The sequence below is a fragment of the Candidatus Sulfotelmatobacter sp. genome (genome assembly GCA_036500765.1).
Classification (GTDB): domain Bacteria; phylum Acidobacteriota; class Terriglobia; order Terriglobales; family Acidobacteriaceae; genus Sulfotelmatobacter.
This window is the reverse complement of sequence record DASYBM010000004.1, coordinates 1,476,369-1,490,955: the sequence shown is the minus strand read 5'-3', so window position 1 is coordinate 1,490,955 and position 14,587 is coordinate 1,476,369. Positions and strand designations below refer to the sequence as shown.

Genomic DNA, 14,587 nt, shown 5'->3' with positions numbered 1-14,587 from the left:
ATCTCATCCACCCGTCGAATTGGTCTTGATTTCGCTCATCTCTTCAATCGCCTGCCGCCGGAAGCGCCCGCCCGCTTTCAGTTTTTTTCTGAAACCTGAGTCGCAGGCGATCCAGAAAGAGATACACCACCGGCGTGGTGTAGAGCGTCAGCATCTGGCTCACAATCAACCCGCCCACGATGGTGATGCCAAGAGGTCTTCGTAGCTCCGACCCTGTGCCGGTTCCGAAGGCCAGTGGCAATGCGCCAAACAGCGCCGCCATCGTGGTCATCAAGATCGGACGGAAGCGCAGCATGCAGGCTTCAAAGATGGCGTCGGTCGTGCTCTTGCCCTCCTGCCTCTCTGCCACCAACGCGAAATCGATCATCATGATGGCGTTCTTTTTCACGATGCCAATCAGCAATACGATGCCGATGATGGAGATCACGCTCAGGTCGATCTTAAACAGCATTAGGGCCAGCATGGCTCCTACGCTTGCGGAGGGCAGCGTCGAAATAATAGTGAGGGGATGCACCAGACTTTCATAGAGAACTCCCAGCACAATGTAAACGGCCAGCAGTGCCGTTGCCACCAGCATGGGCTCGGTGCCCAGCGATTGCTGGTAAGCCTCTGCCGTTCCGGCGAAAAATCCCCGGACGGTAGCCGGAGTTCCCAGTCTCTGCTCCATTTCCGTGATGCGCTGCGTGGCATCGCTCAAGGAAACTCCCGGCGCAAGGTTGAACGATACTGTGACCGAAGGGAACAAGCCGGTATGATTTACCGCCAGAGGCGTTGTGCCCGCCTGCGCAGCCGTGACGGCGCTGAGAGGAACAATCGCTTTGCCCGGTACATTGCCGCTATTTGACGTGCTCGAACTGGTTGCCGAGCTGCCGCTGGCAGCGCTTCGCAAATAGATATAGTTCATCCCCTGTGGAGTCTGCCAATATTCCGGAGCAACTTCCAGCACTACGTAATATTGATTAAGCTGAGTGTAGATAATGGAAACTTCCGATTGGCAAAACGCTGCGCACAGCGAGGAATCGAGCGCTTGCGCAGTCAGTCCAAGCCGCGCGGCGCTGGCCCGGTCATACGTAAGTAACTCTTCCAACCCGCCATCCTGCTGGTCTGAGTTCACATCCTGAAGTCCGGGAAGCTTCTTCATTTCCTCCAGAAGAATCGGACCCCACTTGGAAAGGTCCTGAACGTTATCCGACTGAATCGTGTACTGATAGAGCGCGTTGCTCGATCGCCCGCCGATACGCAAGTCCTGCGAAGCCTGCAGGAAGGCGGAGGCAACCGGCATGTGATTTAATTTGGGCCGTAAGCGATTGATGATCTCAGGCGCGCCCACCTTTCGTTCGTTCAACGGTTTAAGCGCGATGTAGATGAACCCTCGATTGGTGGAGCCGTTGCCTCCCGTATAGGCGTTTACGTTTGCCACCGCTGGATCGCTTTTGATCACTCCCACCAAACGCCGGACCGAATCATCCATCGCTGGAAATGAGGAATCCTGCGGGCCCTGCACGCCCCCTACAATGGCGCCGGTATCCTGTTGCGGAAAGAAACCTTTCGGAATTTTGTAGATCAGAATCACATTCAGTCCGATCGTGAACAGCAAGACCACCAGCATCAATGCCGAATTATCCAGCGCCCACAGCAGAGTGCGGCGATAGCTTTCCAGCATCCAGGAGAAGAACTTTTCGCTGGCGCGATACATCCTGCCGCGATCCGCCGGATTTTCATGTTTCAGCAGATGCGCGCACATGGTAGGCGTCGTGGTCAACGAAACCACCATCGAAACTACGATCGCCGTGGAGAGCGTAATGGCGAACTCTCGAAACAGTCGTCCCACGATCCCGCCCATCATCAGGATCGGAATGAAGACCGCAATCAGAGACACGCTGATGGAAAACACCGTGAATCCAATCTCGCGCGCTCCCAGCAAAGCGGCCTTGAAAGGTTCCATGCCCTGCTCGAGATGGCGGGAAATGTTCTCCATGACCACAATCGCATCGTCAACGACGAATCCCGTGGAAATCGTCAGCGCCATCAGCGAGAGATTGTCGATGCTGAAGCCGAACAGAAACATCACCGCAAACGTGCCGATTAGAGATACAGGAACGGCGATACTTGGAATAATCGTGGCGCGTCCATTCCGCAGAAAAACGAACACCACCAAAACCACCAGGCAGACTGAGATCACAAGCGTCCGCTCGACATCGCTCACCGAGGCCCGAATCGTCGTCGTGCGATCCAGAACGATGGTGGTGTCGATGCCCTGCGGAATCGAGGCCTTCAGAAACGGCAACTGGTTGCGGATGTTATTGACGGTCTGAATGATGTTCGCGCCGGGCTGGCGGAAAATGATCACCGTTACGGAAGGAATTCCGTTGAGGTATCCCGCCGAACGAACGTTTTGCACCGAGTCGGTAACCTTCGCCACATCCGCAAGTCGAACTGCCGTGCCATTGTGAGAGCCAACAATGATCGGCTTGTAGTCTTCTGCCTTCGAGATCTGATCGTTGGCGATAATGTCGGCGGTAACCCCGCCGTATGTGACTTGACCTTTCGCGATGTCCGCATTTTGCGTACTAAGAACGGATTGAAGATTCGAAAGAGACAAGCCGTAACTATTCAGTTGGCTGGGGTCGACATCGACACGAACCGATGGCAGCGAAGCGCCTCCCACCACTACCTGCCCCACGCCCTGAATCTGCGACAACTTCTGTTCCATGATCGTCGAAGCTTCGTCGTAAAGTTTGCCGGTATCGAACTTGGAAGAAGTCAGCCCGATGATCATGATGGGGGCGTCGGCCGGATTCACTTTGCGATAGGTCGGATTGGCCGGAAGATTGGCCGGCAAATAAGTCCGGGCGGCGGCGATGGCGGCCTCCACGTCGCGCGCCGCGCCATCGATATTGCGGCTCAGGTCAAACTGAATTGTGATCGACGTGCTTCCGAGCGAACTGGCGGAAGTCATTTCGGAGACGCCCGCAATGTGTCCGAACTGGCGCTCGAGCGGCGTCGCAACCGATGAGGCCATGATCTGTGCGCTGGCTCCTGGCAACGATGCCGACACCGAGATCGTCGGAAAATCAACCTGGGGCAGGGGTGAAACCGGTAACACAGTGAAGGCAATCGCGCCGGCAATGGCGATCGCGAGAGTTAACAGCGTCGTCGCCACGGGTCTCCGGATAAATAGTTCTGAAGGATTCATGGCTGTGCCGATGGTTCTCCCGCGCCGGATTGCGCCTCGCCACGCCGCGAGCGTGAAAAGCGATGGCCCAGATTGTCAAAGAAGATGTAAATCACCGGCGTCGTATAAAGTGTGAGCGCCTGGCTCAATAACAACCCGCCGACCATGGCAATCCCGAGCGGACGGCGAATTTCGGAGCCGATTCCAGTTCCCAAAGCCAGCGGCAGTCCTCCCAGCAGCGCCGCCATGGTCGTCATCATGATCGGACGAAAACGGAGCAAACTCGCTTCATAGATGGCGTCGGTCGAGTTCTTCCCATGCTCCCGTTCCGCCTCCAGCGCGAAGTCCACCATCATGATTCCGTTCTTCTTCACAATTCCGATCAGCAGGATGATGCCGATAATGGCTACAACACTCAGGTCTTGGCGGAACAGCATGAGTGCGAGCAAAGCGCCCACTCCCGCCGAAGGCAATGTCGACAGAATTGTCACCGGATGAATGAAGCTTTCATACAGCACTCCGAGAACGATATAGACCGTCACCAGAGCGGCCAGAATCAACAGCGCCTCATTCGACAAAGAATTCCTGAACGATGCCGCCGTGCCCTGGAAATCCGCCTGCAAACTAGCCGGCATGTGCATATCCTCCTGCACTTTATCGATGGCCGTGATCGCGCTTCCCAGAGCCGCATTCGGGGCAAGATTGAACGACACGGTAACCGCAGGAAACTGTCCTTGATGCGTGATCGAGAGCGGCTCTAACGCATGCTCGAATCGAGTAAACGCTCCCAGCGGAACCGCATTGCTCATCGCAGTCGTGACGCTGCTATTGGCGGATGAGCCCGTCCCCGATAGCGTCGCATTCGAACTGGCCGTGAGCGCATTGCTTGGCGGAGTGAGCACGCCCGCCGAGGGCGTATAGGTCAGCGAGGTGGTAGTAGCGTTCGATCCCGCGGCCGCCGATCCCGAAGATGAGAATGAGTTTGCCGCTCCCGGGCCCGATGTCCCCGACGAGGCGTTTGCCTGGATGTAAAGATTTGCGAGTGTGTTGGGGTTCTGCTGGAAGCTGGGCTCGGTTTCCAGTATCACGTGATATTGGTTGAGCTGCGTGTACATCGTATTGATCTGGCGCTGGCCGAAAGCGTCGTACAACGTATTGTCGATAGTGGATGGCGCGATGCCGAGCCGCGAAGCTGTCACCCGGTCGATGAGCAGTGAAACCGCAAGTCCCCCGGTTTGCTGATCCGTGGCGACATCCTCCAACTCCGGCAAACTTTGCAGCTTGGCCACAAAGCGATTCGCCCAATCGTTCAATTCGTTGGGGTCCGGATCTTCCAGCGTATATTGATATTGGGTGCGACTCACGCGATCGTCCACGGTGATGTTCTGCACCGGCTGCATATAAAGCGTGATGCCTTGCACGTTCTGCAACTCGCTTTGCAGTCGGCGCACCAAATCGGCCGCGCTGATGTGGCGATCCGACAGCGGTTTGAGATTGATCGACATCCGTCCGCTATTGAGCGTCGTATTCGTCCCGTCCGCTCCAATGAAAGAAGAAAGACTTTCCACCGCCGGATCGGCAAGGATCACCTTGGCGAGTTCCTGCTGCTGCTGCGCCATGGCCGCAAAAGAAATTGTCGCCGGCGCCTGCGAGATGCCCTGAATCACGCCCGTATCCTGCACGGGAAAGAAGCCCTTGGGAATCGCAACATAAAGAATGATGGTCAATACCAGCGTGCCGAGCGCCACGAGCAAAGTGATCGTCTGATAGCGCAGCACAAACTTCAGGGTTCTCCCATAGAAGCCAATCATTCTCTCGAACACGCGTTCGGACCATTGATAGACTCGTCCCTGTTTTTCCTTGCCCTCATGGCGCAAGATGCGCGCCGACATCATCGGTGTCAGAGTCAGGGAAACCACCGCCGAAATAACGATCGTGACCGCAAGCGTGACGGCAAATTCCCGGAACAACCGTCCCACCACGTCCCCCATGAATAACAGCGGAATGAGAACGGCGATCAGCGAGACGGTCAACGAGACAATCGTGAATCCAATCTGCTCGGCGCCCTTGAGCGCCGCTTCCATCGGCGGATCTCCCATCTCGATGAATCGCGAAATGTTTTCAATCATTACGATGGCGTCGTCCACCACAAATCCGGTGGAGATGGTCAAGGCCATCAGCGAGAGGTTGTCGAGGCTGAAGCCGAGCCCATACATAGCCGCGAAAGTTCCCACCAGCGAGAGCGGCACGGCTACGCTCGGGATGATGGTCGCATAGAGGCTGCGCAAGAATAAAAAGATGACCATCACCACCAGCCCGATCGTCAGCATCAATTCGAATTCCACGTCCGATACCGAGGCCTCGATCGCTGTCGTCAGGTCGGTCAGCGTGGTGACTCGAATCGAAGCCGGCAGATTCGTTTCGAGCTGGGGCAATAACTTCTTCACGCTCTTGACGACGCTGATCGTATTGGCGCCCGGCTGGCGCTGAATGTTGAGAATTACCGCCGGCGTCAGGTTCATCCACGCGGCTTGATTATTATTCTCCACGCCATCGACCACATCGGCGACGTCGGTCAGCATGACGGGCGCGCCATTCCGGTAGCTCACTACGATGCTGCGATAGTCGGCGCTGCTGACCAGTTGGTCGTTGGAATCGATCTGATAATCCTGGCGCGGCCCATCGAAATTGCCTTTAGCGGCATTCACGCTCGCCGCGGTCAGCGACGTACGCAAATCCTCCAGGTTCAAGCCGTACGAAGAAAGTGCGACCGGATTGGCGCGAATACGCACCGCCGGCTTCTGCCCGCCGCTGATGCTCACCAGGCCAACACCATTCAACTGCGACAGCTTCGGAGCCAGACGCGTGTCCACCAGATCTTCCACTTGCGACAGCGGAACCGAGTCTGACGTGATGGCGAGAGTCAGCACCGGAGCGTCGGCCGGATTCGTCTTGCTGTACACCGGCGGCGTCGGCAAATTCGAAGGCAGATAGCTTTGCGACGCATTGATCGCCGACTGTACTTCTTCTTCGGCGACATCGATATTCAGGCTCAAAGTAAATTGCAGCACGATCACCGACGTGCCGCCGGAACTGGTTGAGGTCATCTGACTCAAACCTTGCAGTTCTCCGAACTGCCTCTCCAGCGGAGCGGTCACCGTGGTTGCCATCACATAAGGGCCGGCTCCCGGGTAAAAGGTAAGCACCTGAATCGTCGGGTAATCGACCTCAGGCAGCGCTGAAACCGGCAGTTGCAGATAAGCGACAATGCCCGCCAAAAGGATGGCGGCCATCAGCAGCGACGTCGCTACCGGCCTCATGATGAATGGACGTGACGGACTCACGGGGCTTGGCTCTCGGTCGAAGTACCGGGCGCAGGCTGCTTCGAGACCACAATCTTCGAGTTGTTTTGCAGTTTGTCGAAACTGCTGTTGGCGACAACATCGCCGGGGTTGATGCCGGTCACCGCCGTATTGCCCGCGTCGGCCACTCCGGTCTGCACATTGCGGATCTGCGCGGTATCGTTCTGAATGACATAAACGAATGCGCTCTCGCCATTGTGCTGGATCGCCGACGACGGAATTAGGGTGACTCCCTGTTCGGTCGTTACCAACAGCCTGGTATTGACGAACTGATTGGGGAAAAGCGCGCCGTTCTTGTTGTCGAAAAGCGCGCGCATCTTGACCGTGCCGGTCGTGGTGTCGATCTGATTGTCGAACGTCAACAGTCGGCCCGTTGCCAGCTTGGTTTTCAGGGCTCGGTCGTAGGCGTCCACCGAAAGATGTTTTCCATGGCTGAGTTGCTGTTGCACCTGGCCCAGGCTGTCTTCCGCGACCGTAAAAATCACGGTGATCGGTTGCACCTGCGTGACCACCGCTAAGATCGTGCCGCCGCTCGATTGAACCACGTTTCCCGGGTCCACCAAACGAAGTCCCACGCGCCCCTCGATCGGCGACGTGATGTGACAGAAGGCGACCTGAACCTGGTCATACTGCACCACGCCCTGATCGTTTTTGACCGTGCCTTCATCCTGTAGCGTGATTTTTTCCTGATCGTCGAGCGTCTGCTTGGGAATCGAATTTTTGGCCCACGCCTGCTGGTATCGCTCCAGATCCATCTTGGCTTCGGCCAGCACATTCGTGTCGCGCTCCAGAGCGCCCTGCGCCTGTAAGAGTTGGGCCTCATAAGGCCGGGGATCGATGTCGATCAACGGCTGCCCCTTACGCACCGACTGACCTTCCTGATAGTGCACCTGCTTCACCAGTCCCATAACTTCGCTGGTAATCGACGCCGTGTAGACCGGCGTAACCGTGCCGATCGCCTCAAGGTACACGCCAATATTTCCCTTTTGCGCGGTGGCGACCACGGTCGGTACCGGCCCACTAACTCCTCTTCGTCCAGAGGGCGCGGCCGACTTGCTTTCGTCCTTATGGTGCACGATCAGAAAAAGAATCAAGCCCAGCGCGGCCAACACGACGATCCATACCAGAAGACGACGCCACTTGGGTTTTTCGGAGTGACTTGCAGGGGGCAACTGATGCTGCGGGTCAGTGATTGGGGCAGTAATGAGCGAACCAGTGATTGGGGCGGCAGACTTGTTTTCCATTCAGTTTTCTTCGTCGATCAATCTTGCTCATCTGAAAACATCCGGACGACGCCCGAAGCAACGGCCGGCTATTAAAAGCCGTCCGACGCGCTTGGTCTCAGATGCAGGGTTTGCCGTATCGGTTTGCGCATACTCTCGTACCTTTTTCCATGGAACCATAACCCGTATCTCCGTAAAGTAAAGAATTAGCGAGACTTGGTAAAATTTCGTAGTCGGGTGAGAGACGATGCCGCCGGCAGCGCCCGCTTTTCTGCGGCCGTGGGGGGACGTTCCGTCTGCCCGCACAAATGTTCCTGCAGGAACATAACGTCATCACGGAAGAGGGTGTACGCTGCTGTGATGACAGCCAGGCCTAAGAAAACAAAGCGACGGAAGGGAATGTCTTAAAGAATATTCGTATCCAGCGCGGCGACGAACTGAATGCCAGGAATGGCTGTGCCGACAAGATTTTTGTCGTTGGTTAAGAAAAGATCGGTGTTTGCCGAGGCAGCACACGCAAGGTGAATGGCGTCGGGCGAAGCGATTTTCATGCTGCCGCGAATTCTCGCGTAATGATCGGCGGTGTCGGCGGTAAAGGGTACGACTTCGGATAAGAGACCTAGCAACGCATTGCGGACCTCGTCTACCCGCGACGTTGGCCCCTTGCGATATACGCCGGCCAGAACCTCACCCACCGTGACAGCACTGGTAATGAGTTGATCCTTGCGATCGCTCATGCGAGCATGAATGGACGCAACCCGCTTGGCAAAATGCGGATTGTCATCCAGCCAGTAAATAAACAGCATGGAGTCCCAATAAATACGGCTCATTTGGGTTCATCCGCGTCGCGGAATGTGGCGCGTTCGGCGCGTAGATAAGCTTCGCCTCCGCCGTATTCAGCAAAAACGTCTTTCAATGCGCCACGGAGCTTCTCCCATGCGGCTTGTCGGGATTGCGGCGTGCTGCCACCGGGGCCAGCGGAAGTTTCTGACTTTCCTGAGTTCTCGCCATCGACGAACTCATAAGTATATGTAACAGTGGTGCTCATCCCTGAGGGGGGGCCACTCTCGGAGACGAAGCGCAATCCATTCGCCTGTAAGAATTTCTTGGACTTTAGAGCGCTGCAGACGAGAGAAACCCGATTGCGCAGCTTCGATTCCTTCTGCACTTCGCCCACATTGATAGAAAACCTGTCCATTCCCTGACGACGTGCGGCCTCCACATAGTTGCGGCTGGCTTGTTCCCGGACGTGGTCGGAAGTTGAACCCGTGCTGACTGGCATAAGACTGCCTCCTTCACTTGCTCGGAAATGATTATGGCACTGCCCGCATAGCACGTCAAGCATTCTTAAGCACGCAGGCAGGCATGCGTACTTAGTGGCCCGCGTATCCTGTCGGCAAAAGTGCGTCCATAGGTTGGGACGGAACATCTAAGGGGATTGACTTCCTCACCGGGGGAACCTAGTTTGGAAGTAGTTCTTTGAATCAGGCCAAACCCACCAGTGGGGGCGTCACGGCTTCGACGGAGATGCTTGCGGCCAAGAGGCATGCCGGGGTCCACACACCCGTAATCGCGTGGAAAATGATAATTGCCAATCAACAAATGGCATACGCAGCCTAACTAGTTTAGGCAGCCGTCCCAAGAGGCTTCGCCCGCGGGCCTCCGAAGGACGTCACACAGCGGGCCGCTCTTCTCGTCTACGTCTGGGGCGAGAGGCTAAGATCACAGGCTAGCGGATCGCGTTTCTTGTCGGTTCTGAGCGCGCGCCGCGAACGTCTCGGGGGAATCGCCAGCGATGGCGACAAACGCCTGGGGCATGAACACGACTAAGCATGTAGTTCTCTTGACCAGTAACATTTTCGGACGCGGGTTCGACTCCCGCCGCCTCCACCATGACAATGCCTGATCGTAGTGTAGTTATAGACAATAGGTACAACAATAAACGTACAATAGAGTCGGCAAAGGTGCTGATTCCATGTTCCCGGGTTACTCCCGCTATTTCCTGCCCTTCGGACGACATCAACTAGACGACATCAACTATAAGTAAGGTTCAAGCTGAGGGCCGCGTTCGGTGTTCCAGAATTTGGACCGCGCTGAATCAACCACTTAACCACCCTGGTTCGGTGGACACGAGATTTCCCCTAGACTGCTTGACCGCTTTCAGACGGGTGAGCGTTTGCCTATCCGGACCGTCGCAGTCGTGGCAGAATCTGCCAGGCCGGTGTCAATACCGAAAATACTGTATGGTTTGGATCGGTCACCTTCCTGCATGATTTATCGTCGGAGCTTGTGGCCGTTCGCGTCGATCCGCCGTTCGCGTCGATCCAAGGACGCGGAGGGAATAAATGTCTTCTGCCCCGAGGATACTGATGAACTCAGTCGCAGTCTTGGTCGGCGATGGCACGAGCGTTTCGGCGCACAGTTCGATCGTTTCTTGAATTTCAGCCCGGCAATGTGACCCGAGATCTACTTGCGATAATGCGAGGAGGGAAGATGGAAAATAGCGGTAGCTTAGGCAGCACAAAAGACCTGGCAAGCCAGAGCGAGCCCTGGTGCGGTCTTCTCAACAGCGCGGCACCGCGCGATCACATCGTACAACTCTATCAAGATCAGCAGTTTCTCAATCGGGCGGTCTGTCGCTTTGCGGCTGCGGCGATCGCAAATGGCGAGGGGGTAATACTAGTCCCGACGGTCGCTCACTGGGACGCTTTTCGTCCTCGCTTGGAGAGCGAGGGCGTCGATGTGAAAGCCGCGGAGAAACGGGGCCAACTGACCATCGTAGACGCGGACAATCTGCTGCCCACGTTCATGCGCGACGGAATGCCGGACTCACCGGTTTTCCTGGGTTTAGCCCAAAACGTTGTTTCCCAGGCCCGGGGAGACGGTCGCTATCCGAAGATCCGGTGGTGGGGCGAGATGGTTAACATTCTTTGGGAGCGAGGCGACGTCGCCGCCAGCATGCAACTCGAAGATCAATTCGACCAGCTCGCGCATGAGCAAGATATTGCGATTTTCTGCTCGTTCTTGATGGATAACTTCGACGGAGACGTGCACGCCCGTATGCTGCCAAGGCTCGGTGAGAATCACTCCCATCTTATTCCGGTGGAAGATTATTCTCGGCTTGAGCGAGCAGTATCGGAGGCACTTCAAGATGCCGTGGGTCCGGATGAGTACCGTGTGCTGGAAGGGGAACTGCTCTCGCGCTTTGCGGCGCCGTTACAAATGCCGCGTTCTCAGGCGTTGCTTTTGGCATTGCGACAGACCCTGCCAGTCGTAGCCGATGATGTGCTGCGACGGAGTCGAGCCCTGTATCGGGCTGCTGGTTAGAAAGGTAGAAAGTTTCGATGGCCAAGCACGACGAGTTTGCGGGAGACGGCACCGTATCAGGCGACGCTATTCTTGACGGAATAATCGGCAATGATATCGGCCTGCTCGAGGCTGTCGATCTTCCGATCATTGTAATCAGCCGCGATCGCAGCATTGTCCGCATCAACCGGGCGGCCATAACGGTGCTCGGTGTGAAGCTAACCGACATCGGGCGTAGCATCGACGATTCTCTGCGCAGCGTGGAGAATCTCGGCAGGCTCTGTGCGCGAGTGATCGCCGACGGAGCGCCACACCGGACCGAAGCCCGCGACGGCGATAGATGCTTTCTCCTTCGAGTAGCCCCCTACCGTGGAAGCGATCGCCAGATTCTGGGCGCGGTAGTCACACTCACGAATGTCACGGCTTTTCGTGCAAGCATCGACCAAGCCATTTACGAGCGGGAATACACCAAGGCGATTCTCAATGCCGTAATCGATCCGTTGGTTGTTCTGGACGACAAATTGCATGTACAGACCGCGAACCGCGCATTTCATATTTTGTTTGGCGTTTCGCGGGATAAGACTCAGGGTATTTCGATTCGCAAGCTTGGAGACCACGAGTGGGAAACGTCGGAAGCGTGGGCGTCCGTGGAGGCGTCTCTCGGCAGGCACACTCAATTTAAAACGATCGAAATCGAAGGTGAGCTCCCAGTAATCGGAAGAAGGATATTTGTACTCGACGCGCATGAGTTGGGGCGAGACCGAAATACGCTGATCGTTTTGACCTTCCATGACGTTACCGAGCGAAAACAGGCAGAACGGACAACTTCACTGCTTGCTGCCATTGTCGATTGCTCAGATGATGCGATCATCAGTAAGAAACTCGATGGCACGATAACCAGTTGGAACAACAGTGCAGAGCGATTGTTCGGATATAGCGCCGGCGAAGCCATCGGAGAGCTCATTACGCTCATCATCCCATGGGAACGACGTTCGGAAGAAGAAGATATTCTCAGGCGTTTGGCACAAGGAGAGGTCGTTGATCATTTCGAAACCGTGCGCAAGCGGAAGGACGGAACTACCTTAGATGTTTCACTCACGATTTCACCGATCCGCGATGCGGCAGGGCGGGTGATCGGAGCATCGAAGGTAGCCCGGGACATCACGGACCGCAAGCGAGCGGAGCGAGCGCTAGCGGAACAGGCTCGCCTGCTCGACCTGAGTAACGATGCTATCTTCGTTCGCGACGCGGCCGATCGCGTTACTTATTGGAACAGCGCTGCAACTGAGCTGTATGGCTTTACACGTGAGGAAGCGTTGGGCCAAGTATCCCACGATCTGTTGTGTACCCAATTCCCTGCGGCTCTGGAAGAGATCAAGGAACAACTGCATCGTGAGGAGCGCTGGAGCGGCGAATTAGTCCATGTGAGGAAAGACGGCACGGAAATCATAGTTGCCAGCCGGTGGGCGCTCGACCAGAGAGGCGGTGGAGATCGGCGGTGCGTTCTCGAAACCAACAACGACATCACGCAGCAAAAACGGACCGAGAAGGCATTACGCGAAAGCGAGGAGCGCTTTCGCGCGATTGTTGAAACGACGCCGGAGTGCGTGAAACTGCTCGCGGCAGACGGTACTCTGTTGCATATGAATTTGTCCGGGTTGCAAATGGTGGGCGCTCGTTCGGGAGACGAAGTTGCCGGCAGAAGCGTTTACGATCTGGTTGCGCCTGAGGATCGGGAGCGATACAAATCTTTCAATGAAAGCATCTGCCGAGGCGAACGGGGTTCATTGCAGTTCGCGATGGTTGGGCTCGATGGCAACCGGCGGTACATGGAAACCCATGCCGCGCCTTTGCGCAACTCGGACGAGACAATCATTCATCTTGCAGTCACCAGCGACATTTCCCAACGCAAGCAGGCGGAGCAGGCGTTGCGGGAAAGTGAACAGCGTTACCGGACCATCACTGAGGCTACGCCCATCATGGTATGGATGTCAGGCCTCGATAAAGCTTGCTTCTACTTCAACAAGGGCTGGTTGGACTTCGTCGGGCGCACGCTGGAACAAGAGGTCGGGAACGGTTGGGCAGAGGGTGTTCACCCGGATGATTTTGATCGTTGTCTGCAAATTTACGTAAGCTCTTTTGACGCTCGTCGTTCATTCGAGATGCACTATCGCTTGAGACATCGTACGGGGCAGTACCGGTGGATTCTGGACTGTGGGGTGCCACGTTACACGCCGGATGGCATCTTTGAGGGTTACGTAGGCGGATGTCTGGATATCCACGATCAAAAAGAGGCGGACGAGCTGCTGCGCCGGAGCGAAGAGAGATTCCGCGCACTCGTGAATGCCAGTTCCGATGTGGTGTATTACATGAGCCCAGACTGGAGCGAAATGCGCCAGCTCGACGGCAAAGGCTTCATCGCCGATACCGGCAAACCGAGGAGAGACTGGCTGGATGAATATATCGATGTCGCGGACCAGCCGCTGGTGTTGAAGAGCATTCGGGAGGCGCTGCGTACGAAAAGTATGTTCGAGCTTGAACACCGTATCCGACGAAAAGACGGGACGATGGGATGGACGTACTCGAGGGCGGTTCCGCTGCTTGACGCGAATGGTGCAATCATGGAATGGTTCGGTGCGGCCAGCGATGTCACCGTCCGAAAAGAAGCGGAGGAAAAATATCGCAAGCTGGTGCAGACGCTGGATGCAGAGGTGCGTGCCAGAACCCGGGAACTGGAGGAACAATCGAACCAGGTGCGGAAGCTCTCCTGGCGCTTGCTAAGAACCCAGGATGAAGAACGCCGGCACATCGCCCGCGAGTTGCACGACAGCGCTGGTCAGACGTTAACTGTGCTTGGCATCAACCTGGCGCAGCTTGCCCAGAAGGCCGGGCGCAATGCACCCGAACTTGCTATCGAGACAGAGCAGATTCAGGAAACAGTGCAGCAGTTGCACCGCGAGATAAGGACCACGTCTTATCTATTGCACCCGCCGCTATTGGACGAGAGCGGTTTGTATTCCGCAATCAGTTGGTATATACAAGGTCTTCAAGAACGCAGCGGCCTGGAAGTTCACCTTGATTGTTCAGAAAAGTTTGGGCGGCTTCCGCGTGAAGTGGAACTCGTGATCTTTCGGCTGGTGCAGGAGTGCTTGACGAACATTCACCGGCATTCCGGCAGTAAGACGGCTTCGATCAGACTTACCCAGGACGTGAACCAGATCACTCTGGAAATCCAGGACCAAGGCAAGGGTATGGCCGCCGAGCGTTTGGCTGAAGTTCAATCCGGACGCTCGGGTGTAGGAGTCACAGGCATGCGGGAACGCTTGCGTCAAGTCGAAGGCACATTGGATATCGAATCGGGCGAGCTGGGAACACGCGTTTTCGCGATGATCCCGGTTGCCAAGAGTGCCGCGACCGATGACCAGAAAAAAGATGAGCCTATGCAGGCGGCCGTCTGACACATTGCCGATAAAGTGTCATGAGAGTTGTCTAAGGCAACAACTTCCTGCACTCAGGATTCC

7 protein-coding genes and 1 other RNA gene are annotated in these 14,587 nt (G+C 56.1%); 3 read left to right on the top strand and 5 right to left on the bottom strand.

Going from position 1 to position 14,587, the window contains the following annotated elements:
- Window positions 1-43 precede the first annotated feature (43 nt).
- The 5 genes from VGM18_09280 to VGM18_09260 form a co-directional block, all read right to left on the bottom strand.
- Complete coding sequence (locus tag VGM18_09280) at window positions 44-3,196, bottom strand: efflux RND transporter permease subunit (protein HEY3973183.1); 3,153 nt, start codon at window positions 3,194-3,196, stop codon at window positions 44-46.
- On the bottom strand, window positions 3,193-6,519 hold the full coding sequence (locus tag VGM18_09275; GenBank protein ID HEY3973182.1) for an efflux RND transporter permease subunit: 3,327 nt from the start codon (window positions 6,517-6,519) through the stop codon (window positions 3,193-3,195). The genes VGM18_09280 and VGM18_09275 overlap by 4 nt, the downstream gene beginning before the upstream one ends.
- Window positions 6,516-7,781 (bottom strand): efflux RND transporter periplasmic adaptor subunit, encoded by a 1,266-nt coding sequence (locus VGM18_09270; GenBank protein HEY3973181.1) that lies wholly within the window; start codon window positions 7,779-7,781, stop codon window positions 6,516-6,518. The genes VGM18_09275 and VGM18_09270 overlap by 4 nt, the downstream gene beginning before the upstream one ends.
- A 383-nt stretch (window positions 7,782-8,164) precedes the next feature.
- Window positions 8,165-8,590 carry a PIN domain-containing protein gene (locus VGM18_09265; protein ID HEY3973180.1) on the bottom strand — a complete coding sequence of 142 codons (426 nt, stop codon included), beginning with the start codon at window positions 8,588-8,590 and terminating at the stop codon, window positions 8,165-8,167.
- Window positions 8,587-9,042, bottom strand: a complete 456-nt coding sequence (locus VGM18_09260; GenBank protein ID HEY3973179.1) for a hypothetical protein — start codon at window positions 9,040-9,042, stop codon at window positions 8,587-8,589. Before VGM18_09260 ends, VGM18_09265 begins: the two co-directional genes overlap by 4 nt.
- Before the next feature lie 221 nt (window positions 9,043-9,263).
- Here VGM18_09260 and ssrA point away from each other — a divergent pair.
- The 3 genes from ssrA to VGM18_09245 all read left to right on the top strand — a co-directional run bounded on the left by ssrA (window position 9,264) and on the right by VGM18_09245 (window position 14,524).
- Window positions 9,264-9,653: a transfer-messenger RNA gene (gene ssrA / locus VGM18_09255) on the top strand.
- Window positions 9,654-10,253: 600 nt separating this feature from the next.
- On the top strand, window positions 10,254-11,087 hold the full coding sequence (locus VGM18_09250; GenBank protein HEY3973178.1) for an MEDS domain-containing protein: 834 nt from the start codon (window positions 10,254-10,256) through the stop codon (window positions 11,085-11,087).
- Window positions 11,088-11,104: 17 nt separating this feature from the next.
- On the top strand, window positions 11,105-14,524 hold the full coding sequence (locus VGM18_09245; GenBank protein HEY3973177.1) for a PAS domain S-box protein: 3,420 nt from the start codon (window positions 11,105-11,107) through the stop codon (window positions 14,522-14,524).
- Window positions 14,525-14,587: the final 63 nt, after the last annotated feature.